Origin of the sequence: Marinimicrobium sp. LS-A18 (assembly GCF_000463525.1) — a bacterium.
GTDB classification, from domain to species: Bacteria; Pseudomonadota; Gammaproteobacteria; order Pseudomonadales; family Cellvibrionaceae; genus Marinimicrobium; species Marinimicrobium koreense.
Map to the genome: position 1 here is coordinate 558,832 of NZ_AWEP01000002.1, position 22,760 is coordinate 581,591.

The 22,760-nt window shown below is 57.5% G+C and carries 18 protein-coding genes; 17 read left to right on the forward strand and 1 reads right to left on the reverse strand.

What is annotated here, in order from left to right:
* Positions 1–71: 71 nt before the first annotated feature.
* A complete protein-coding gene (gene trxA, locus N645_RS0102480; RefSeq protein ID WP_024459933.1) occupies positions 72–920 on the forward strand; it encodes a thioredoxin in 849 nt (282 codons plus the stop codon).
* Between the two features lie 593 nt (positions 921–1,513).
* Positions 1,514–2,539: a LacI family DNA-binding transcriptional regulator gene (locus N645_RS0102485; protein ID WP_024459934.1), complete on the forward strand. Its 1,026-nt coding sequence runs from the start codon at positions 1,514–1,516 to the stop codon at positions 2,537–2,539.
* A 30-nt stretch (positions 2,540–2,569) separates the two neighbouring features.
* Here the strand turns inward: N645_RS0102485 and glk are convergent, their stop codons facing one another.
* Positions 2,570–3,643, reverse strand: coding sequence for a glucokinase (gene glk / locus N645_RS0102490; protein ID WP_369755120.1), 1,074 nt, complete (start codon positions 3,641–3,643; stop codon positions 2,570–2,572).
* A gap of 813 nt (positions 3,644–4,456) precedes the next feature.
* On the opposite strand from glk, the gene N645_RS0102500 reads away from it, so the two are divergent.
* The 15 genes from N645_RS0102500 (at position 4,457) to N645_RS0102570 (ending at position 22,708) form a co-directional block, all read left to right on the forward strand.
* Complete coding sequence (locus tag N645_RS0102500; RefSeq protein WP_024459936.1) at positions 4,457–5,569, forward strand: phosphoserine transaminase; 1,113 nt, start codon at positions 4,457–4,459, stop codon at positions 5,567–5,569.
* Positions 5,570–5,623: 54 nt separating this feature from the next.
* Entirely contained in the window at positions 5,624–6,799 is a 1,176-nt protein-coding gene (locus N645_RS0102505) for a phosphoglycerate dehydrogenase (RefSeq protein WP_024459937.1), read from the forward strand.
* A gap of 260 nt (positions 6,800–7,059) precedes the next feature.
* Positions 7,060–7,458 carry a flagellar basal body rod protein FlgB gene (flgB, locus tag N645_RS0102510; RefSeq protein WP_024459938.1) on the forward strand — a complete coding sequence of 133 codons (399 nt, stop codon included), beginning with the start codon at positions 7,060–7,062 and terminating at the stop codon, positions 7,456–7,458.
* Positions 7,459–7,478: 20 nt separating this feature from the next.
* A complete protein-coding gene (gene flgC / locus N645_RS0102515; protein WP_024459939.1) occupies positions 7,479–7,922 on the forward strand; it encodes a flagellar basal body rod protein FlgC in 444 nt (147 codons plus the stop codon).
* 32 nt (positions 7,923–7,954) lie between these two features.
* Positions 7,955–8,671 carry a flagellar hook assembly protein FlgD gene (locus N645_RS0102520; protein WP_024459940.1) on the forward strand — a complete coding sequence of 239 codons (717 nt, stop codon included), beginning with the start codon at positions 7,955–7,957 and terminating at the stop codon, positions 8,669–8,671.
* A gap of 32 nt (positions 8,672–8,703) precedes the next feature.
* The gene (locus N645_RS0102525) at positions 8,704–11,052 is read left to right on the forward strand and encodes a flagellar hook-basal body complex protein (protein ID WP_024459941.1); all 2,349 of its coding nucleotides are present in this window, start codon (positions 8,704–8,706) and stop codon (positions 11,050–11,052) included.
* A gap of 256 nt (positions 11,053–11,308) precedes the next feature.
* Positions 11,309–12,052 carry a flagellar basal body rod protein FlgF gene (locus N645_RS0102530; protein WP_024459942.1) on the forward strand — a complete coding sequence of 248 codons (744 nt, stop codon included), beginning with the start codon at positions 11,309–11,311 and terminating at the stop codon, positions 12,050–12,052.
* Positions 12,053–12,150: 98 nt separating this feature from the next.
* On the forward strand, positions 12,151–12,936 hold the full coding sequence (flgG, locus tag N645_RS0102535; protein ID WP_024459943.1) for a flagellar basal-body rod protein FlgG: 786 nt from the start codon (positions 12,151–12,153) through the stop codon (positions 12,934–12,936).
* A 13-nt stretch (positions 12,937–12,949) separates the two neighbouring features.
* Positions 12,950–13,660 (forward strand): flagellar basal body L-ring protein FlgH, encoded by a 711-nt coding sequence (flgH, locus tag N645_RS0102540; protein ID WP_024459944.1) that lies wholly within the window; start codon positions 12,950–12,952, stop codon positions 13,658–13,660.
* 29 nt (positions 13,661–13,689) lie between these two features.
* A complete protein-coding gene (locus N645_RS0102545; protein ID WP_024459945.1) occupies positions 13,690–14,790 on the forward strand; it encodes a flagellar basal body P-ring protein FlgI in 1,101 nt (366 codons plus the stop codon).
* A complete protein-coding gene (gene flgJ, locus N645_RS0102550) occupies positions 14,790–15,731 on the forward strand; it encodes a flagellar assembly peptidoglycan hydrolase FlgJ (RefSeq protein WP_024459946.1) in 942 nt (313 codons plus the stop codon). Before N645_RS0102545 ends, flgJ begins: the two co-directional genes overlap by 1 nt.
* 13 nt (positions 15,732–15,744) lie before the next feature.
* Entirely contained in the window at positions 15,745–18,492 is a 2,748-nt protein-coding gene (gene flgK, locus N645_RS0102555; protein ID WP_024459947.1) for a flagellar hook-associated protein FlgK, read from the forward strand.
* A 14-nt stretch (positions 18,493–18,506) separates the two neighbouring features.
* Positions 18,507–20,117 (forward strand): flagellar hook-associated protein FlgL, encoded by a 1,611-nt coding sequence (gene flgL, locus N645_RS0102560; protein ID WP_024459948.1) that lies wholly within the window; start codon positions 18,507–18,509, stop codon positions 20,115–20,117.
* Positions 20,118–20,159: 42 nt separating this feature from the next.
* The gene (locus N645_RS0102565; RefSeq protein WP_024459949.1) at positions 20,160–20,486 is read left to right on the forward strand and encodes a flagellar protein FliT; all 327 of its coding nucleotides are present in this window, start codon (positions 20,160–20,162) and stop codon (positions 20,484–20,486) included.
* 500 nt (positions 20,487–20,986) lie between these two features.
* A complete protein-coding gene (locus tag N645_RS0102570) occupies positions 20,987–22,708 on the forward strand; it encodes a flagellin (RefSeq protein WP_024459950.1) in 1,722 nt (573 codons plus the stop codon).
* Positions 22,709–22,760 lie beyond the last annotated feature (52 nt).

Genomic DNA, 22,760 nt, shown 5'->3' on the forward strand with positions numbered 1-22,760 from the left:
GCGCAGCGCGCATCCGCCGTTCCCAACGGCTGCCGCGCCCAAAGCATTCGAACCATCACGAGACTTCACCCATGAACGTCATCGATATCACTCTCGACAACGCCCAACAGTACGTCATCGACGAATCCTTCAAACGCCCCGTGTTGGTGGACTTCTGGGCCGACTGGTGCGGCCCCTGCAAAACCCTGATGCCCCTGCTGGAAAAGCTCGCCGACGAATACAACGGCGAGTTCCTGCTGGCCCGGATCAACGCCGACGAGCAGCAGATGCTGGCGTCGCAGTTTCAGGTTCGCAGCCTACCCACGGTGATGTTGATCAAAGACGGCCAGCCCCTGGATGGGTTTACCGGTGCCCAGTCCGAGGTGCAGGTCCGGCAAATGCTGGAGCAGCACCTGCCCAAGGCGTGGGAGCGGGACCTTCAGCAGGCTCAGGGGATGCTCGAAGCGGGGCAGTTTGGTGAAGCGTTGCCGGTGCTACAGCGGGTATATGAGGAGTCCGGCCGAAACCCGCAGATCGCCTGCATGGTGGCTCACGCCCAGGTTGAACTGAACCGGCTCGAAGAGGCGGAAGCGACCCTGGCCAACGTCAAGCTGGCGGATCAGGATACCCTCTACGAGCAGGTGAAAGCCAAAATCGAATTGAAAAAGCAGGCCGCCAAAACCCCGGAAATCGAGTCGCTGGAGCAGGCGCTCGAGGCTGATCCGGACAATCTGGAAACGCGCTACAAGCTGGCGGTTCAGTACAATCAGGAAGGCTATCAGAAGCCGGCGCTGGAGCTGTTGATCGAGGTGCTGCGTAAGGACCTGGGCTATGCCGACGGCGCGGCGCGGAAAACCCTGACGGATATTATCGCGGCGTTGGGGAAGGGCGATCCGTTGGCGATCGAATATCAGCGGAAGTTGTTTACGTTGTTATATTGAGGGCAATTGAGTACTTCGAATATGGTGCTCCGCCTGGGTATAGCCTTGTGAGACACGCCGTGAACCCATCCTTGGGGGCTCGATCGCCTGCCGGTCCCCTTCGCGCTCCCGGCGCTTCGGGACACTTCCCACATCCATGTGGGGCGTCCAAGGCAGGCGACGGTCTCACAAGGCTATACCCAGCCTCCGCGGTGCCAGCTTTTCGTTTCGGGAACTAGCACCCCTGACGTTTTGTAACCCTTAAACATAAAAACCCCCAGTCCTCACCGGACTGGGGGTTTTTATTAGCGCCTGACGTGCCGATCGTCGTTACTGCTCACTGGCGCTCTTTTCAAATATCCCTTTTCAGTTCTTTTTTTGACCGAAAAATTGCCGATTTTTCAGGCCCCCGGGGCGATGTTGCTCGCCCTCAAGGTAAATCCACTATAGAATAAATTGACAGCGCTGTCACGCCGTTTGGTCAAATTTCTTGCTTGGCGTCGGCGGTGACCCGGACGACCGGGAAAAATGCGACCCGCGCGGGCCGGGGCACTTGTCAACGGGACGTCTTTTCAGGATAGTGCGCCTTCCAGCTACTTTCGACGGAGCTCTTCGTGGCCAAAGCGACCATCGACAATGTTGCCGCCCTGGCGGGCGTCTCTATAAAAACCGTATCCCGGGTAGTGAACAAAGAGCCGAACGTTCGGCAGGCAACGCGGGACAAGGTGTTGAAAGCCATTGATGAGCTGGATTATCGGCCCAATCTCTCGGCGCGCAGTCTGGCGGGAAATCGCTCTTATGTGATTGGTCTGCTCTACGACAACCCCAGTGCCAACTACGTCATCGACGTACAGGACGGGGTGTTGTCGACCTGCCGCTCCCAGGGGTACGACGTGCTGATTCACCCCTGCAATCATCAGGACCCGGACATTGGCCGGGAAATACGGGATCTGATGCGCCAGACCCGCATCGACGGCGTTATCCTCACGCCGCCGCTGTCGGACGTGACGCCGATTCTGGAGGTGCTGAAGGAGCGGCAGTTGCCCTTCGTTCGTATTGCTCCGACCATCGATAAGCCGATCAGCCCTTACGTTGAGACCAATGACGCGGAAGCGGCCTACGATATGACCTGTGAACTGATTGCGCTCGGGCATGAGCGCATCGGGTTTGTGGCGGGGCATCCGGATCACCGGGCGGTCACTCATCGGTTTGAAGGCTACCGGGCGGCGCTGGTGGAGAATGACATTCCCCTGGATGAGGCGCTGGTAGTGCAGGGGTTTAACTCGTTCGAGTCCGGCGAAGAGGCGGCTGATGTGCTGCTCGCCCTAGAGCAGGCTCCCACTGCAATCTTTGCCGCCAACGATGACATGGCGGCCGGGGTCATGATGGTGGCGCATCAGAAGGGGTTGCGCATCCCGGGAGATCTGTCGGTGGCCGGCTTCGATGATACGCCGGTGGCGCATCAGATCTGGCCCTCCCTGACGACGGTTCGTCAGCCGATTCAGGCCATGGCCCAGAAGGCGACCGACTTACTGTTGAAGCAGCTTAAAGGCAAGGATGTTCAACTGCCCGCCAGTATGTTGAGTTCCAGTCTGATTCGACGGGATTCCACCGGCAAACCAATACCGCACAAGCGTTAGGAGCAGTGAGCGGTACCCATGGGGTGCCGCTCAGGCGCTCAGTTCCGCGGTATTGTCCACCAGCCAGGCGGCGGTGCCGATCAGTGCGGACTTGTCGTGCATGATGATATTGAGTGGGATTCGGCCCACGTAATCGCTCATGGGTCCCTTGTGCTGATAGCGTTTGACCAGGTCAGAACCGTCGATGAAATCCGCCAGTTTGGGGGCAATCCCGCCGCCGATGTAAACGCCACCCTGGGCGCCCAGGCACAGCGCCCGATCGCCAATCGCGCTGCCCAGCATGGCGCAGAACAGCTCCAGGGCTTCGCGGCACAGGGGGTCTTCACCGCTTTGACCTTTGCCGGCCACGTCGGCCGGTTCGTAGTTCTGTACGGTTACGCCGTCGATCTCCGCCAGCGCCTGATAGATCCGGACCAGGCCTTTGCCGCAAATCAGGGTTTCCACCGACACGTGATCCTGTTTCTTCAGGAGATTCTGGAGAATGGCAATTTCCCGCTCATTGCCCGGAGCGAAATTGGTGTGTCCGCCCTCGGTCGGGACAATTTTCCAGCGGTCGCCGCAGGGCACCAGCGCCGCCATACCAAACCCGGTGCCCGGCCCCAGAATCAGCATGGGAGCCTCCGCGTCGGTCTCACCCGTCACCAACGGCTTGAGCATGTCACCTTTGAGGTGGGGGGTGGCATAAGCAAGGGCGGCAAAGTCGTTGATGACGTCCAGGGCGCGCATGCCCAACTGATCTCGCAGCTCGTCGATGCCGAACTCCCAGTCCAGGTTGGTCATGCGCACCCGGCCGTTATGAATGGGGCCGGCAATGGCAAAACAGGCAAAGTCGGGTAGGGCGACCCCGGCCACTTCGGCGTAAGCGTGGACCATCTGATCCAGGCTGGGGTAGTCGGCACAGCGCAGGCTGTGCTGATGCTTGGCGGTAAAGTCGGGCGGCGTTGCGCAGGCGCCGGCAATCTCAACCAGACCGAAGCGGGCGTTGGTGCCGCCAATATCCGCAACCAGAATAAAGCTCATAGTGGTCCCCGTTGTGTGCCGTTCCTGCGAGCCTGTCGCTGTTGGGGCAGGCAGTCGCTGTTCTTGGATAATCGGTTGCCCGATCGAAAAGTGGAGTGAGTCTACGAGCGGTTGACAGCGCTGTCAATAATTCTGGCGTATCACCCCACAAATGTGGCGTTAAAATATACATGATGATGGATTTCTGACCAGTTTGTGTTCGCGAATTGATCGTCGAGCGAGCCGTCCCGTAATCCGAGTATAGCGGGTATTCGCGCTGTAACCGGTAACATTTTGTTTTTTTTAAAAATGTGGTATTGTCACTCAAAACGCCGACAGGAACGTTAGCGATGATCGCTGTAAGGCAGGCATAATCAGCCTTACAAAATGAGCAGGGTAGGAGAAACAGGCTGTAAACGGTTACACGCCAAAATTTATCCTACTCCTTCAGCGATTACTGGCAAAAGGATTGTGAATTTGAGGTTTTGTTGAAGTGGGGTGTTGACAGCGCTGTCAGCCCTCAGTAAAGTGAACGCAGAATTTGTGGTCGAGGCAGGGTGGTCTCGACCGGTGAAGCGCCGAAGAGGGCAAACATGCCGCTCTTGGTCAATCACCACGATCTCTCACCCTCGATGTCTGGTTGATGCATCGAGGTCTCCCTCTTGCCCTTTACATCTGTAAAGGGCTTTTTTTTTGTCTGCAATTTCTTCCTCCCCCTTCCTTCCCACCGCTTCATCTAGTGGTTTGACTCATTAACTGGCATAATCGGCGGCTTTCTGATCCAGGACACTCCCGCCAGGTTCTCGCCTGTCCGGGCAATTCCGCGTTTTGCGCCTGAGTTTGGGTGATCGGCCTATCGCTCACCTGCTACTGACATCGGGCCTATAGAGTAGAACCGTCAACTGTTCGAGGAATCCCATGCAACCACAGGTCAAGCCCCGCAATCCCAACTTTTCTTCCGGTCCCTGCAGCAAGCGCCCGGGATACGACGTCAGTCAGTTGGACGTTTCCACCCTGGGCCGTTCCCATCGTTCCGGGCTGGGCAAGGCGGCGCTCAAGCGCGCCTGCGAAGATACCGCCCGCCTGCTGGGCCTGCCGGAAGGGTACCGGGTGGGCGTGGTACCGGCCTCGGACACCGGTGCAGTGGAAATGGCCATGTGGTCGCTGCTCGGTCAGCGCCCGGTGGATGTCATGCAGTGGGAGTCTTTTGGTAAGGGCTGGCTGACCGACATTACCAAGCAATTGAAGCTGAAGGATGTCACCCCGCTGGAAGCCGACTATGGCTACCTGCCGGATCTGACCAAGGTCAATTTTGATCACGACGTCATCTTTACCTGGAATGGCACCACCTCCGGGGTGAAAGTGCCCAACGGCGACTGGATCGCCGATGATCGCCAGGGCCTGACCATTTGCGATGCCACCTCGGCGGTGTTCGCCATGGAGCTGCCCTGGGAGAAGCTGGATGTGGTCACCTTCAGTTGGCAGAAAGTGCTCGGGGGCGAGGGCGCCCACGGCATGCTGATTCTGAGTCCGCGCGCCGTAGAGCGTCTGGAAAGCTACACGCCGGCCTGGCCGCTGCCGAAGATTTTTCGCATGACCAAAGATGGCAAACTGATCGAAGGTATTTTCCGCGGCGAGACCATCAATACCCCTTCCATGCTCTGCGTGGCCGATTACCTGGATGCGCTTGACTGGATCGACCGCATCGGTGGCGTGAGAGAAGCGATTCGTCGCTCGGAAGCCAACCTTGATGTGCTGTCCAGGTTCGTTGAACAGAACGACTGGATTGAATTCCTGGCCAAGGAGCCGGGCACCGTCTCCAACACCAGCGTGTGCTTTACCCTGGATGCCGAGCCGGATCGCGTCAAGGCCATGGTCAAGCTGTTGGATCAGGAAGGGGTGGCGTACGACATCGGCGCCTACCGCGACGCGCCTCCGGGCCTGCGTATCTGGTGCGGTGCCACGGTGGAAACCGCCGATATTGAAGCGCTGCTGCCCTGGTTGACCTGGGCCTACGAACAAACCGCCTGATCGGGCAGACGCAACGACGGGCAACCCGTCGACACGACAAAGACAGGAAGACTTATGTTCAAGATCAAGACCTACAACAAAATCTCCGTCAACGGCCTGAATCGCTTTGGCCGTGACCATTACGAAGTCGCCAGCGACATCAATGAGCCGGATGCTTACATCCTGCGCAGCCACAAGCTGCACGATGAATCTCTGCCTGCCAGCGTACGTGCCGTGGCCCGCGCCGGCGCCGGCGTCAACAATGTGCCGGTGGCGGATTACACCAAGAAGGGTGTGGTGGTGTTCAACACCCCCGGAGCCAATGCCAACGCAGTAAAAGAGCTGGTGCTGGCGGGCATGCTGCTGGCCTCGCGCGGCATCATTCCGGGCATGAATTACGTTCAGACGCTCACCGACATGACCGATGCCGACGAAATGAGCAAGTTGCTGGAAAAGCAGAAGTCCAACTTCGCCGGCTCCGAGCTGATGGGCAAAACCCTGGGCGTTGTGGGGCTGGGCGCGATCGGCTCTCTGGTGGCCGAAACCGCCCTGGCGCTGGGCATGAACGTGGTCGGTTATGATCCGGCGCTGTCGGTGGAAGCGGCCTGGCGCCTGCCCAGCCAGGTGAGCCGGGCGGACAACCTGCAGTCGCTACTGAGCCGGTCCGATTTCATCAGCCTGCATGTGCCGGCCATTGACGCCACCAAACACCTGATCAACGACGAATCCCTCAAGTCCGTCAAAGAAGGGGCGGTGCTGCTGAACTTCGCCCGGGATGCCATTGTCGAGCCGGAAGCGATTGTCCGTAGCCTGGAGGCGAAGCGCCTGCGTCAGTACGTGTGCGATTTCCCGGAGCCCTGCCTGCTGTCCCGGGATGACGTTTACGCCATGCCGCACATTGGCGCCAGCACCCTTGAGGCGGAAGACAATTGCGCGGTCATGGCCGCCGAGCAGCTCAAGGGCTACCTGGAGCACGGCAATATCCGCAACTCGGTGAACTTCCCGGAAGTGAGTATGGAGCGTTCCGGCGAACTGGGTTCGCGCCTGACCTTCTGTAACGAGAACGTCTCGGGCGTTCTGGGCCACGTGTTGTCGGTATTGGCGGACCACGATATCAATGTGATCGATATGGTGAACAAGAGTCGCGGCGAGATTGCCTATAACATTATCGATCTCGAGCAGGCGCCCACCGAAGCGGTGGTGCAGGCTGTTGCCTCCGTCGAGCACGTGATCTCCGTGCGCGTGGTTTAAACACCGTTGCCTGGGCCGCCTTGGCCCGGGCATGTTCTCGGGCGGAAAACCCTTGCCGCTTTGCCTTTCCGGCCTTACCGCTTTTTTCTCTCTCTCCGGTCCCCCTGGTCCAACGTAAGTAGTTCAACTCGTACTTAATCCCAGCAATTCCTTTTATTTCAACAGGTTAGAAAGCTGTCCGGTCGACGTTACGGCGTTGGCACAGGCATTGCTTTACTCTTTGTAAGTGTTAATGACTTTGCCGCTTTGGAGTAAAACCAATGGCCATATCCTTCGAATCTGCCTTGGGCGTTCACGAATCCGCGTTCAAGCTGCGTGCGCAGCGGGCGGAGCTGCTGGCCGATAACATGGCCAATGTGGATACCCCCAATTACAAAGCCAAAGATCTGGATTTCCGGCAGGCGCTGGAAGCCCAGACCAGTGGGCGCTCGGGCGTGAATCTCGCGGCCACCCACAGTGGTCACCTGAGTGGCTTCGAAGAAACCGGCCACCCGGATGCCAAATACCGGGTACCCCAGCAGCCCTCCATTGATGGCAACACGGTGGAAGAGCACATCGAACACGCGGAATACATGAAAAATGCCCTGGATTTTCAGGCCAGCTTTCAGTTCCTGAACGGCAAATTCAAAGGGCTCACCAGCGCGCTGCGCGGCGAGTAAACGGGTAGGGGAGTTACGGTATGTCTTTGGTCAATATTTTTGATGTCGCCGGTTCCGGCATGAACGCGCAAACCGTGCGCATGAACACCACCGCCAGCAACCTGGCCAATGCCCAGACCGCCAGCTCCAGCGTGGATCAGGTGTATCGCAGCCGTCAGCCGGTGTTTGCCCAGATGCAGCGCGATGCGCAGCTGCAAATGCAGGGCGGGAACCAGTGGGCGGAAGAGCCGGCTGGCCGCGGTGTTCAGGTGATGGGCATTGTGGAAAGTGATGCGCCGCTGCAGCGTCGCTACGAGCCCGATCATCCCCAGGCCGACGAAGAGGGTTATGTGTTTTACCCGAACGTCAATCCGGTGGAAGAGATGACCAACATGATTTCCGCCTCCCGTTCGTTTCAGATGAACGTGGAAGTGATGAACTCCGCCAAGCAGATGGTTCAGCGTGCGCTGACCCTGGGTCAATAAGGACTGACTGGACTTACTGAAGGTATCGAGCCATGAATCAGGTCAACAACGACAACGCCGCGAACAGCATCCTGAGCAATCTGAACATTGCCAACAAAAACAAGGATGAGGAAAAAACCAATGAGTTGGGGCAGTCGGCTTTTCTGGAACTGATGATCACTCAGATGAACAATCAGGATCCGCTGTCGCCGCAGGATAACACCGAGTTTATTGCCCAGTTGGCCCAGTTCAGTTCGGTCGAGGGGTTGGAACGACTCAACAGTAGCTTTGAAGATTTCAGCGGGACGTTTCAGTCAAACCAGGCGCTGCAGGCTTCATCCCTGGTAGGGCGCCAGGTCACCGTGCCTTCCGAGACAACGCAACTGTTTGAGGGTGGTATTATCAGTGGCGCGGTCAATCTGGAGTCCTCGGCCAGTGATGTGCAGCTGAATGTGTACAACGAAGCCGGTTCGCTGGTTTCCAAAATTCCGTTAGGGGCGCAGCCGGAGGGTGAGCTCGCGTTCCGGTGGGATGGTCAGAATATGGAGGTCAATGGCGAACTGCTTGACTGGGTCGGCAGTGAAGAACCTTTGCCGGCAGGAGACTACCGGTTTGAAATGCTCGCTAACCAGAACGGCGATCGCGAGCAGGTTGAAACCGCGCTCAGCGCCAACGTGAACAGTGTAACCCTGGGGGATGATGGTCAACTGACACTGAATCTTGCCGGAATCGGTGCCGTCAATATCGGCGACGTCAAACAATTCAACTAATCGCTCCACTGCGTCAAGACGAGGATACAATCATGCCGTTTAATATCGCGCTCAGTGGCATTCGCGCCGCCAGTTCGGACCTGGACGTCACCGGTAATAACATTGCCAACGCCAGTACAACCGGCTTCAAATCGTCCCGGGTGGAGTTTGGTGATATCTACGCAGGCAGCATCTTGGGGTCTACAGCCAATACACCTGGTAGCGGTGTCAGTCTCCAGAATATTCGTCAGCAATTCAGTCAGGGCAACCGTAACTTTACCGACAACTCTCTGGATCTGGCCATTAACGGCACCGGTTTTTTTGTGACCAGTAACGGCGGTGATCGTCAGTATACCCGTGCCGGTGCGTTTGGGCTTGATGATGATGGCTTTATGGTGTCCAACGTGGGTGCCCGGTTACAGGGTTTTGCGGCCGATGAAGATGGCAACATCAACGGCACCTTGTCAGACTTGCAAGTGGATGTCAGCGTCCAGCCACCGCGGCAAACGACACTGAGTGAGGCGCGCTTTAACCTTGATTCGAATCAGCCGGTACTGGAGTCAACTGGAACCGAGTTTACAACGGACGGCGCGGTGATCGGTATTGCGCAGCAGGGATTGCAGGAGGCGACATCGACCACCACTGACGTGGGCAATATCACCACACCCATTAACTTTGCAGCCAATCCCACTACCTTTCAGCTAGAGCTGACGGGATCTTCCCCAGTGTCCGGGAATGGCACCGTCAATATTACGCTCGATGCCTCGACGGCGAACTCGGTGCAGGATATTGCCAACCTGATTAACAGTGAAATTTTTGGCGCTCCCTCGCCGATCAACGTGCAGGCAGTGGCTAACGGTAGTCAGTTGCTTTTCCAGGACTTGACTGAAGGGGTCAGCTCTACCATTACAGTCAGTGGTGTTACGGGAACCAACGATCTGTCAACCGCATTGACGGGTGCCCCGGCCAGCGTTGCGGGGATTGCTGAGGTGACCAATGGCTACCTGGCTCAGACACTGGAGTTCGAGGGGCCGGATGGTGATGTGTTCAATTTCACCAGTGAGCGCGATGCTTCGGCGGCACAGACCGCCTCGGAGATGAACGCTCTTGCGGGCATTACCGCGTCTGCACAGACCAACGCGCGGATCATTGCCGGCAGTTTTGACAATAGCAACAACAACTTCACTTTGAACGGTGTGACGCTCACATCCACCACGCTGGATGGTCTGGCCAACGAAATCAACGGCCTGGGTACTTCCCAGTTGGCAGGTATTAGCGCTGAAGTAAACAGCACTGGGGATCTGGAGATCACATCCCGAGTGGGTGCTGACCTGCGCTTCGGTTTTGGCGGCAGTCAGCCCCCGGGTACGCTGGACGTGATTGGTCGGACGGGTACCGGCATTCAGACGGTCAATACCAATACAGAGGATGTGGTAGTGGGTGGTAACCTGACCATCCAGATGGAAGAGGGATACAGCCTGCTGTCGGCGGAGCCGAGTGTGGGTAATCTTTTCTCGCCTCTGACCGATGACAGTTTCTCGGAGGTGGCGATCAACGCCTTTGACCCGGCTGATCAGGGCACATTCAACCACTCGACCACCTCCACGGTATACGACAGTCTGGGTAATCCGCACACTCTGGAGCAGTACTTTGTGCGCCAGCCTTATGATCCGAATGATCCATCAACCTCATCCAATCACTGGATGATGTACGTTCAGGTGGATGGTCAGAATGTGGGTGACCCGGATCCGACTTTGCCGGTACCGGAAAACACTCAGCCCACCATGGCATCCTTTAACGTTCACTTTAACAGTGACGGTTCACTGAACGAAGATCTGACCGATCCCATTCTGATCTCCAACTGGACGCCCAATAATGATGATGGCTCTGCGGCAGGCGCGCTGGGACCCTTGAATGTTCTCCAGGGCGGTCAGTTGCCTGTAACTGAGCCCCCGAGCAGCTCCAACTTTGAAATAAGCCTGGATGGCACGACGCAGTTCGGGTCTAATTTCGGAGTTGAGCGGCAGGATCAGAATGGCTACACCACCGGTCGTCTGTCCGGGGTCGATATCGCCGATGATGGGATCATCTTTGCCCGGTTCACCAATGGTGAGGCACAGGTGTTGGGGCAGGTGGCTTTGGCCAACTTCAACAACATTGAAGGTCTCAAGCCAGTAGGGGACACCTCCTGGGTACAGACGGCGGACTCCGGTGAGCCGGTAGTCGGTGCTCCGGGTTCCTCCCAGTTGGGTATCATCAACTCTGGCGCGTTGGAGGAGTCCAATGTCGACCTGTCCACCCAGTTGGTGAACCTGATCATCGCCCAGCGTAACTTCCAGGCGAGTTCAAAAACCATCGAGACCGCCAATCAGGTGACTCAGACCATCATTAACCTGCGATAAACGGGCTTAACGAAAGTGGGGTAACGGCGGATGCGCCTTTGGCTTATCCGCCCTACGCGGGTTTACACCGCTGCACTCGGCCGTAGGGCGGATAAGGGCGTTACGCCCGCATCCGCCGTTACCCCGACTCCCGCCATCCACCAAACCCCATCACCGCCCCCTCCGCGATTTCTGCCACTCTGGCACCCATCTTGCAAAACATCCCCCAACGGCCCAAAAAGCGACAATTTTTCCGCACCCATCGGGGGAATACACCATGGATAAAGCGCTCTACATCGCCATGACCGGCGCCAAGCACAACATGCTGGCGCAGACTAACCACTCCAACAACATGGCCAACCTGAACACCACCGGTTTTCGGGCGGACTTCGCTCAGGCCCGAAGCATGCCGGTGTACTACGGTGATGGTCATCCCACCCGCGCCTATGCCCTGACCGAGCGGCCGGCCACGAATTTTGAGCCCGGGCCCATGAATGCGACCGGGCGGGATCACGACATTGCTGTCCAGGGCGATGGCTTTATCGCCGTTCAGGCACCGGACGGCACCGAGGCTTACACCCGCGCTGGCGGCCTGCACATTGATCCCCTGGGTATTCTTCGCAACGGCAGTGGCCTGGCGGTCATCGGCAACGATGGTCCGATCGCTTTGCCGCCGCTGGAAAAGCTGGAAATCGGCTCCGACGGCACACTGTCGATCGTCGCTCAAGGCTTGGGACCCGAGGCCATGGTGGAGATTGACCGGATCAAGCTGGTCAATCCGGACCTGGCCGAGGTGTCCAAGGGGGAGGACGGTCTGTTCCGTCTGGACGGTGGCGTACCCGCGCCAGCCGATGCCCAGGTGAGTGTGGCCACCGGCTTTCTGGAAGGCAGCAATGTCAACGCGGTGAACGAGTTCACCCAGATACTCAGTCTGTCTCGCCAGTATGAGATGCAACTGAAGCTGATGCAGACCGTCAAGCAGAATTCGGAAGCCTCGGCACGGCTATTGCAGAACGGTTAATAGCGTAGTGCCGCGGGCCAGTTTTACGGCCCAAGGCGGAAAAACCTTGCCGCAAGGCGGCAAGCACTGAAGCAGATACCCGACAGAGAGAACACACCATGCACGCAGCACTGTATGTCAGCAAAACCGGTTTGAGTGCTCAGGACAAACAACTGACCACCATCTCCAACAACCTGTCCAACGTGGGCACGGTGGGCTTCAAGCGCGACCGTGCAGTGTTTGAAGACCTGCTGTATCAAACCCAGCGTCAGCCCGGCGGGCTGGCCAACCAGAACAACGAGTTGCCCTCCGGTTTGCAGTTGGGCACCGGTGTACGCGTCGTCGCGACGCAAAAAGAATTTACACCCGGCAGTCTCGAAGTGACCGACCAGGCATTGGATGTGGCCATCAATGGTCGCGGCTTTATCCAGGTACTTCAGCCCGACGGAAATCTGGCGTATACCCGCAACGGTCAGTTGCAGATCAATGGCGAAGGGGAGCTGGTTACCAACAGCGGCCTGTTGATTGAACCGGGCATCGTGATTCCGGAGAACACCAGCCAGATCAACATAAGTGAAGATGGCATTGTCTCTGCGCACTTTGATGACGACCCCCAGCCCCAGGAAATCGGTCAGATCCAATTGGCGGACTTTATCAATCCGTCCGGTCTGGAAGCGATCGGTGGCAACCTCTATGTCGAAACCGTGGCCAGTGGCAATCCGGTGATTGGGGCACCATCGGAAGAGGGCATGGGGGCGCTCAAGCAGGGCATGCTGGAGAGTTCCAACGTGGATATCGTGCAGGAAATGGTGAATATGATTTCCACGCAGCGCGCCTATGAGCTGAACTCCAAAGTCGTGTCCAGCGCAGACCAGATGCTTCAGTACATCAATCAGACGCTGTAACGAGGCCTTTGCCATGACACCCACTGCACTGATTCGCTGCTGCCAAACCCAGATCGTTCGCGCTGCGCTGCTCTTGTTGGCGCTAAGCGTGTCGGCGTGCGTGACTTACGAGCGGCCGGTGCCCGGCGATCCTTACTACGCGGCCACCATTCCCACGGCAGCAAGCGTGCCACAGCGTACGGAGGGCTCGCTTTATCAGGGCAACTATGGCATGGCGCTGTACACCGATCGTAAAGCGCTGAATGTGGGCGATATCATTACCGTAACCTTGGCCGAGCGTACCGTGTCCAGTAAAAGCTCGGGCGTTTCTGTGGACAAGGAAAGCGAGCTGGACTTCAATGCCGGGCCTTTGTTGGGGACGAACCCTAGCTTTCGTGGTAACACCCTGGATACCAACCTGAATCAGAATCGATCTTTCAGCGGTGATGCCGGGGCTGATCAGAGCAATAGCTTGCAGGGCAATATTACTGTGACCGTAGCGGAAGTGTTGCCCAACGGGGCCTTGGTGGTACGCGGCGAGAAGTGGATCACCATTAATCGTGGCGATGAATTTATTCGCATCAGCGGCATCGTTCGGCCGGACGACGTATCGCCAGACAACACCGTGCCGTCCACTCGGCTGGCCAATGCCCAAATTTCCTACAGCGGCACCGGCACCCTGGCGGACTCCCAGTCCATGGGCTGGTTGTCCCGGTTTTTTAACAGCGGTTACTGGCCATTCTGAGCGAGGCTGAACCTGTGAGAGGATTTTCCATGATCCATCGTATTCTGATCGCGGTCCTGTTAGTGATGACATGCACCCTGGCTCAGGCCGAGCGAATCAAAGATATCGCCACGGTCGCCGGCGTGCGCTCCAACCAGCTGGTGGGTTATGGCCTGGTCGTCGGTCTGGATGGCACCGGGGATCAGACCAACCAGTCGCCGTTCACCATTCAGTCCTTCAACAACATGCTGCAGCAGTTTGGTATCACCGTTCCGCCGGGTACACGGGTGCAGACCAAGAACGTCGCCGCGGTGATGATTCAGGCGGAATTGCCGGCCTTTGCCAAGCCCGGCCAGACCATTGATGTTACGGTGTCCTCCATCAGTAATGCCACCAGCCTGCGCGGCGGCAGCTTGTTGATGACCTCCCTGAAAGGCCCGGATGGTCAGGTCTACGCTCTGGCTCAGGGCAACCTGGTAGTGGGCGGCTTTGGCGCCGAAGGTCGGGACGGTTCCCGCATAACCGTCAACGTCCCCAGCGTGGGTCGCATCCCCGGTGGTGCCACGGTAGAAAAAGAGGTCAAAAACAATTTCAGTTCCGGACAGCCGGTGGTGCTCAACCTGAACCGTGCGGATTTCACCACCGCCAACCGGGTCGTCCAGAGCATCAACGAAATGCTGGGGCCGGATGTCGCCCGCGCCCAGGATGCGGTGTCGGTCTCGGTCAGTGCGCCTCAGGATCCATCACATCGGGTAGATTTTATTTCCCTGCTGGAAAACATTGAGGTCGAGCCCGGTGAGGAAGCGGCCAAGGTGGTTATCAATTCACGCACCGGTACCATCGTGGTGGGCCAGCATGTGCGCGTCTCCCCGGTGGCGGTCACCCACGGCAATCTGACTGTTTCCATTTCGGAAGACTATACCGCCGTGCAACCCAACCCACTGGGCGAAGGCGATACCGTTGTTCTGCCGGGCAGTGATGTGGAAATCACCGAAGAAACCAATCCGATGTTCAAGTTTGCACCAGGCAATACGCTTGAAGATATTGTTCGCTCGGTGAATAACGTCGGTGCGTCTCCCGGTGACCTGATGGCCATTCTGGAAGCGCTCAAACAATCCGGCGCACTCAAAGCCCAGTTGATGGTGATCTGATGATACCGCTCGATAACACGCATGTGCGTCAGCAAGTGCAGGACAGTCTGCTGAACAACGACGGCATGGAAGCGCTGCGCGCCAAAGGTCGCAACGGCGACCCGGAGGCGTTGCGGGAAGTGGCTCGCCAGTTTGAGTCCATGTTTGTACATCAGATGTTCAAACAGATGCGCGCTACCAACGAAGTGTTTGGCAAAGACAGTCTGTTCAGCAGCGAGGAGAGCAAGTTCCACAAGGAAATGCTCGACCAGCAGATGTCCCTGGAACTGACCAAAGGCCGGGGCCTCGGTCTGGCGGAAATGTTGTATCAACAGATGGAAAGGGCTTACGGCGACAAACTTAAACCGCAGAAAGCGGAATCCATGGATACCAGCCGCCTGGAGCGCCAATCCAACCTCTCGGTTCCGACCGCCCCGGTCACTGGCGGTAAAGCGCCTCTGACGAACAGCCCGGCCGAGTTTGTGGAGCGCATTCGTCCCCACGCGGTTAAAGCGGCGGAGCAGCTGGGTGTGGCCCCGCAGGCACTGATTGCCCAGGCCGCACTGGAAACCGGCTGGGGTCAGCACGTGATTCACACCGGCAGCGGTTCCAACAGCCACAACCTGTTCAATATCAAAGCGGATGGACGCTGGGAAGGGGATCGTATCAACGTCTCCACCATTGAATACCGACACGGTCTGCCACAAGTGGAGCGGGCGGATTTCCGTCGCTATGACAATTACGAGCAGAGCTTTGCCGACTATGTCCAGTTCCTGCAGGACAGTCCACGCTATCAGGATGCTCTGAAGGCGGGTAACGATGCGGAACGCTACGTAGAAGGATTGCAGGATGCCGGCTACGCTACCGACCCCGCCTACGCGGAAAAGCTTAAAACCCTGATGCGCACCGAACCGCTGATGACCGTGGTTCGCAATGACGCCCCTAACCCGAACGATGCCTGATAGGTAAGCCACCATGTCCGGAATACTGAATACCGCCATCTCCGGTTTGCGCGTCAGCCAGGCAGCCATGCGCACGGCGGGCCATAATATCAGCAATGCCAATACCGATGGTTACAGTCGGCAGCGGACCGAAGATATCACTCGCCCGGAACAACGTCTGGGTAACGCGGGCTATGTGGGTACGGGCGCTACAACCCAGTCAATCACACGCATTGTGGATCAGTTCGTAATCAGTCAGCTGCGCACGGATACCACCAACTTTCATTCGCTCGACAAATACAACAGCAACCTCGAGAAAATCGACAAGTTGTTTGCGGACGAGTCCACCGGTCTCGCTGGCGGCCTGAAGGCCTTTTTCGCTTCGGTGCAGAACGCCGCCGATGACCCCTCCTCATCCCCCGCACGGCAGTTGATGATTACCGAGGCGGACAGTCTGAGTACCCGTTTCAATACGCTTTATGATCGTCTGGCGGATATCGAACGCAATGTGATTCGGGAAATTGATGCGGTCACCCAACAGATCAATGACCTGGCGCAGAACGTGGCGGACCTCAACCAGTCCATTGCTGACAAAGCGCTGCCCGGCGCTGGTAATGACCCCAATGACCTGATGGACCAACGGGACGAGACACTGCGTAAGTTGTCCGAGTTGGTCGGTATCAGTGTTGTGCCCCAGGGTAATGGGCATGTCAGTGTGTTTATGGGAGAAGGGCAGGCACTGGTGGTGGGGTCGACGGTAAATCGCTTTCAGGTTACCAATGCCGGTGAAATCAAACTCAGCCAGGGCACGCGCACCCACGATGTCACGGGGCTTCTTAACGGTGGCCAACTCGGTGGTTTGGTGGACTTCCGCGATGGCATCTTGCACACCGCCAAAAACGAACTCGGTCGTATTGCACTGGTGTTATCCGACACCTTCAATGAACAGCAACAACAGGGGCTGGACCTCGATGGTGATTACGGCCAGCGTCTGTTCAAGGACATCAATTCGGACGACCTGATCAGCAATCGGGTGGTTGCGGGCAATAATGCCGGGCCTGACGATCGTCGCCTGTCGGTCACCATTGATGACGTTGGGCAACTGACCACCAGTGACTATCGGTTCCAGATTCTCGAGAACACCAACAATTATGTGATCACCCGTCTGAATGACGACAAGGTGATTCAGCAGGGCATGCTCACGGGCAGTTATCCGGAGACGCTGTCGTTTGACGGCCTGTCGGTCACGCTGGAGGGAGGCTCGTTCCAGGGCGGTGACAGTTTCACCATCCAGCCGACGACGGATGCCGCCCGCTATATTGAAACCTTGCTCAGTCGCCCGGAGGACCTGGCGTTCGCCTCACCGGTGCGTACCGGCACGGACAGTGGCAATGAGGGTTCCGGAAGCATCAGCCAGGGGCAGGTCCTCAGTAAGCTCGGACTGGATGGCGAGGTATTGCCAACCTTTGCCACCGAAGGACAATTGTCGCCGCCGGTGATCGTGCGCTTCACGTCGGAGACTACCTACGACATTCTGGACAACTCCGACCCGGCCAACCCGAAACACCTTGAACCGCCCATACGCGAGCAGCGTTTTGTACCCGGTCAGGATAACGCGCTCTTTACGACCGATCCGGGCGAAACCCGGGTCATAGGGGAGGGGAGCCGTCTTGGGTTGCCGGATGGACGCGGCGCTCAGGTGGTTGCTGTGGGTGGCCCTGCGCAGAATAACGGCTACCCGGTGGAGCAGATGCGCTTCCGGGTGACCGACCCGAGCACCGGTGCAACCACAACCCAGAATGTGGTGACCAACCCCAACGCTTCCGCCGCCAATATCGCCGATCAACTGAGCCGGGTACCCGGCGTGTCCGCCAATGCCTATACCCAGGCGACCTTGACCGATATCAGTATCGAGGATTTCAGTTCACCGCTTCAGATCACCATCAATGGTGAAGATCTTCTGGAGTATCAGGGCGGGAATCTCGCCCCGACGGTACCCAATCCTCAGACAGATCCGGATGAATTTCAGGAATACCTGGCTGAACAGATCAATGCCAACCCCAACCTGCAGGCGCTTGGCTTCCGCGCCGAAGCCGGGGCCAACCCGGTCACCGGTGAGTTGGAGCTGCGCATGGTGGCGTCCTCTGGTGTGGATGTCGACGTCCGCCTGCAGGCGGATAATGCGACCCAGAATCAACTGAGCGTGAATGACAGCACCGGCAACCCGAATGTCCGACTCACGGGGCAGGGCGCGGGTAACCAGTCCACAGTGACGGTCGGTGGCCGCGTGGATCTGACCCTGGCCGAGGGCGTGTCGCTGCAGACCGCGCCCACCGACAGTCAGCTGTTCGGTGACAGCGAAGCGGCGGATTTCGCCCAGTCCTCCTTTCTGGGCTACCAGGCCAGTATTAAAGGTCAGCCCAAAGCGGGCGATACCTTTACCCTGGACTTCAATAGCGATTCCAGTAATGACAACCGTAACGCCCTGGCCATGGCCGCGCTGGAAACCACCAAAGTCATGGGCGACGGCAAACTTGGCCTGAGCGATGCTTACGGACGTCTGGTCGAGCAGGTGGGTACCGAGAGCGCTTCGGCGCGTAGCAACAGTCAGGCGGCGGAAAGCCTGATGGAGCAGACCCAGTCCATGCGCGATAGCATCAGTGGCGTCAACCTGGATGAAGAGGCCGCCAACCTGATCAAGTTTGAGCAGGCGTACAACGCCAACTCCCGGGTCATCTCCATCGCCCGGGACCTGTTTGACACACTGTTAAACTCTATCTGATTGAGGCACTGATCATGCGTGTGTCCACCTCACAAATCTACAGTATTGCCGACATTGGTATGCGCGATGCCCAGTCGGCTGTGAACAAAACCAGCGAGCAGATCAGTACCGGCAAGCGGGTGCTTAGTCCGGCGGACGACCCGGTCGCGGCTAGCAGCATTCTGAGATTGAATCAGCAGTTGGGGCGGATTGAGCAATACGAGAAAAACGTCAACGCGGCCGAGAACAGTCTGGAGCAGGAAGAGGTGGCGATTCAGTCTATCGTCACGCTCATGCAGCGCATGAAAGAGCTGGCGGTTCGCGCCGGTAACACCGGGGTAATGACACCGACGGATTACCAGTCCATTGCGGCCGAAGTGGACAGTCGGATCGGCGAGCTGATCAATCTACAGAATACCCGCAATGCGTCGGGCCAGTACATTTTCTCGGGTCATCAGGGCGATACTCAACCCTTTACCGAAGATGGTGGAGGCAATTTCTCCTATCACGGCGATGAAGGGCAGATGCGCATCCAGATTTCCGAAACGGGCTCCGTTCCGGTAAGTGACTCGGGCAAGGCGCTGTTCGTGGATGTGCCCAGTGGACACAACACCATGAACACCCGCCCGAGTGAAGCCAACCGGGCGGTCCCTCCGGCGCGGATCAATGTCGGTGAAATCGTTGATCAGGAGGCCTACGACGAGTTTTATCCCCGGGATATGAAGATCACCTTCAATGCCCCGGAGTCGGTCAATCCACCAGCGGCCAACTACACCATCACTGATGACAAAGGCCGGGTGCTGGTGGCCAATGCCGCCTATGAGCAGGGCGAAGCCATTGAAGTCAACGGCGTGCGGGTGCGAATCTCCGGCCAGCCCAATGCTGGAGAGGCGGCGACTCCTGGCACTATCGATTTCGGGGCGGTCACGCCTGTCGATTTTACCGGCGCCCCGGAGACGGTGACCCTGACCGTGGGTGGCAAGTCCGAAACACTGGTGTTGGATCGGCCGATCAACAATGCCGCCGATCTGGCCGCCGCCCTGAGCAGTACCACGGAGGTGACCGCAGGCAGTGGCGCGGATCGCAACGCCGAGCGGCTGGCCAATCTGGGTGTAGTCGTGGACGCCAACGGGCTCAGCGTTCCCAGCGGCCAAAACCTGACTTTGCGCAATGGCACCGCCAACACAGACAGTGTGTTCGGTGTCGCCACTCAGAATGACGGCACCACGTCGACCGATGGCGAGTTGGCCGAGCCCGGCGACAGCTTTCTGATCACCTCCAGTAACAAAGAGGGGCTGCTGACCACGCTTTCTCGCCTGAGTGAGGCAATGAAAAACGTTGAAAGTAACCCGGAGAGTAAAGCGGAGCTCAGCAACATCATTGGCCAGACCCTGACCAACCTCGACAACGGTATGACCCACCTGACGGCCGCTCAGGGGGACCTGGGGGCCCGGCTCAACACCCTGGAGTCCACCCGTGACCTGCTGGCAGACACCAAGTTACACAGCGAAGAGGTGCTTGCCGATATTCAGGACCTGGACTACGCTGAAGCTTCTACCCGACTGCAGATGCAGAGTATGGTGCTCAGTGCCGCCCAGCAGACCTTTGTGAAAGTCAGCGGGCTTTCGCTGTTCAATTATCTGTAACCCTGATTCAGGCCAGAACATCGGCGACGAGACCCTGCTGTTATGAGTGATACCGATACGCTGAAACCGCTACGCCAGTTCCACGCCTTTACCGAAGCGCTGTTGGAGTTGGCCAAGGCCCATGAGTGGCAGGCATTTGAGGTGAAGGCGGCGGAGCGGGAGCGCTTGATCGAAGCCATCAATGACAACCAGTTTCTGATCAGGGTTGCGGAGGCCGGGCTCGCGGATAACATGCGAGCGGAGATTGCCGAGATCCAGACTCTCAACGACGAAATCACTCACCTGGCCGAGGCCACCAAGGCGGACATCGCCGCCCAACTCAAGCAGCAAAACCACCAGGACAAGGCCATCAAGGCCTACAAACCCTGATTGACGGGTGGTTACGGCGGATGCGCCTTCGGCTTATCCGCCCTACGGCCGAGCGCAGCGGTATAGACCCGCGTAGGTCGCGTAGGGCGGATAAGCGCAAAGCGCGCATCCGCCGTAACCCGAGCGTGCGGCGCCTCCTCTGTTCCAACCTGCTCCAAAAAGCCCTCCTGTAGGCTGGATTAGGCTCGTAGGTCGTATTAGCGCGAAGCGCGTAATCCGACAATTTGGGTGGTAATGATGGATATTGGAGGTTATTTGTTGGATTACGCTTCGCTAATCCAACCTACTTGAGGGTTGTTTCTTCCTTAACCCATTGAAAATAAAAGGAAAATATAAAATCAAGCGGGTTTGGCGCAAAAAATCCAAATTTCCCCTAAAGCTCCCCCATGATGGGTCGATAACCTTTACAGAAGACCTGGTGACCGACTGTTCCGGGCTTCACTGTCCGAATGATCCACGGCTGGTAAAGCCTGTGAACAAAACAACTTAGGAGATCCATCATGGCTCTAGTAATCAATACCAATGTGGCCTCACTGAACACTCAGCGTCAGCTGATGCAGTCTGGCAATGCCCTGGACCAGGCCACCGAGCGTCTGGCGTCTGGTAACCGCATCAACTCCGCCAAAGACGACGCCGCTGGTCTGGCGATTTCCAACCGTATGACCTCTCAGATTCGTGGTCTTGACCAGGCCGTACGTAATGCCAACGACGGTATTTCCATGATCCAGACCGCTGAAGGCGCTCTGCAGGAAGGTACCAATATTCTGCAGCGGATGCGTGAGTTGGCCGTTCAGTCTGCCAACGGCATCTACTCAGATAGCGATCGCAGCACCTTGAACGCCGAAGTTCAGCAGCTTAAGACTGAGCTGAACCGGATCGCCGAGGAAACCACTTTCAATGGACAGGCCCTGCTGGATGGTAGTTTGAAGAACACCCTGCTGCAGGTTGGTTCAGAGCAGAATCAGACAATTTCCGTATCGGTTGAGGCCTTCAGCACAAGTAACCTTGGCGGTAGCTCTGGTGATATCGTGGGTGAAGCCACTGCGGGTGGTGTGGCGAACCTGACAGTGCTTGACGGCACCAATACTATCAGCATTAACGACACTCTGATTGATGCCTCTGACGCTGTTGGTGGTACATTGAATGAAGCGTTGGCCAGCATTAATGCCGACCTGGAAGGAAAGGGCGCCGAGGTTTCCAGTTTGGTTGAAGTGGAGGCCAGCAGCGGTGGATCGGGCCGGTTGGTCGCAGGCACTGATGTTCTTACTCTGACACTGACCGATGGTGATGGGAAAACTCAGGTGACCGAGATCAGTGGTACGAGCAGCATGGAAGATATCGTTAATCAAATTAACGAGAATACTTCTATCACAGCAAGCTTAACTGACGAAGGTGCGTTGGTCATGAGTGCTGAGGGCGCGACTTCTATCGGCTTTACAGGAACCGGCAGCGCTGTCGCTAATGCGGGTTTGACTGGGGTTGCTGCCACTACTAATTTCTCTGTAGTGGTAACAGACACCAGCGCCGATAAGAGTGGCGTTGTTATCCAGGCAGAGGGTACATATGCGGCAGCTGCTGACCTCGGTATTGATCTGCAGGACGCTGAAGGCAATATTGAAGGTGCGGCTGTAACTGCAACTACCATTAATGACGGTGATCTTCTTATTAACGGCGTGGCCATCGAGGGATTCACCTCTGCCGCAGGCGATCCTACCGAAGCGATCAACGCAATTAATGAAGTATCTGAAGAAACTGGTGTGGTGGCTTTCGCAAACGCTGCTGGTACAGGGGTGGCTCTGCGCTCAACGACTGGTGATCAAGTTTCTATCGAATATAGCGCTTCAGCTACTGCGGCAGATGTACTGGGTGCAAGTGGTTTGCAGGAAAGAAATGCTTCTCAAGGTACTGGTTCAGTCGCAAGCGTTGATATCTCTACCTTTGAAGGCGCTCAAAAGGCCATCGGCATCATTGACTCGGCTATTGAGCAGGTAGGCGCTACGCGTGCAGACCTCGGTGCGGTCAACAACCGTCTGGACTTCACCGTATCCAACCTGAGTAACGTTGCCGAGAAAACCTCCGCGGCCCGTTCACGGATCACCGATGCGGACTTCGCGGCAGAAACCGCCAACCTGAGTAAGGCGCAGGTACTCCAGCAGGCCGCCCAGGCGATGCTGGCCCAGGCTAACGCCCGTCCTCAGCAGGTACTGTCGCTGCTGCAGTAATCGGCAGAGTCGGCCTCCGGGTAATACCGGGGGCCCCCTTGAGAGGGATATG

Bases quoted from the DNA above. Each gene is read 5' to 3' on its own strand.
- trxA (WP_024459933.1), top strand. From the start codon at position 72: ATGAACGTCATCGATATCACTCTCGACAACGCCCAACAGTACGTCATC.
- N645_RS0102525 (WP_024459941.1), top strand. From the start codon at position 8,704: ATGCCGTTTAATATCGCGCTCAGTGGCATTCGCGCCGCCAGTTCGGAC.
- flgG (WP_024459943.1), top strand. From the start codon at position 12,151: ATGCACGCAGCACTGTATGTCAGCAAAACCGGTTTGAGTGCTCAGGAC.
- N645_RS0102545 (WP_024459945.1), top strand. From the start codon at position 13,690: ATGATCCATCGTATTCTGATCGCGGTCCTGTTAGTGATGACATGCACC.
- flgH (WP_024459944.1), top strand. From the start codon at position 12,950: ATGACACCCACTGCACTGATTCGCTGCTGCCAAACCCAGATCGTTCGC.
- N645_RS0102570 (WP_024459950.1), top strand. From the start codon at position 20,987: ATGGCTCTAGTAATCAATACCAATGTGGCCTCACTGAACACTCAGCGT.
- N645_RS0102530 (WP_024459942.1), top strand. From the start codon at position 11,309: ATGGATAAAGCGCTCTACATCGCCATGACCGGCGCCAAGCACAACATG.
- flgB (WP_024459938.1), top strand. From the start codon at position 7,060: ATGGCCATATCCTTCGAATCTGCCTTGGGCGTTCACGAATCCGCGTTC.
- flgK (WP_024459947.1), top strand. From the start codon at position 15,745: ATGTCCGGAATACTGAATACCGCCATCTCCGGTTTGCGCGTCAGCCAG.
- flgL (WP_024459948.1), top strand. From the start codon at position 18,507: ATGCGTGTGTCCACCTCACAAATCTACAGTATTGCCGACATTGGTATG.
- N645_RS0102505 (WP_024459937.1), top strand. From the start codon at position 5,624: ATGTTCAAGATCAAGACCTACAACAAAATCTCCGTCAACGGCCTGAAT.
- flgC (WP_024459939.1), top strand. From the start codon at position 7,479: ATGTCTTTGGTCAATATTTTTGATGTCGCCGGTTCCGGCATGAACGCG.
- N645_RS0102520 (WP_024459940.1), top strand. From the start codon at position 7,955: ATGAATCAGGTCAACAACGACAACGCCGCGAACAGCATCCTGAGCAAT.
- N645_RS0102565 (WP_024459949.1), top strand. From the start codon at position 20,160: ATGAGTGATACCGATACGCTGAAACCGCTACGCCAGTTCCACGCCTTT.
- flgJ (WP_024459946.1), top strand. From the start codon at position 14,790: ATGATACCGCTCGATAACACGCATGTGCGTCAGCAAGTGCAGGACAGT.
- N645_RS0102500 (WP_024459936.1), top strand. From the start codon at position 4,457: ATGCAACCACAGGTCAAGCCCCGCAATCCCAACTTTTCTTCCGGTCCC.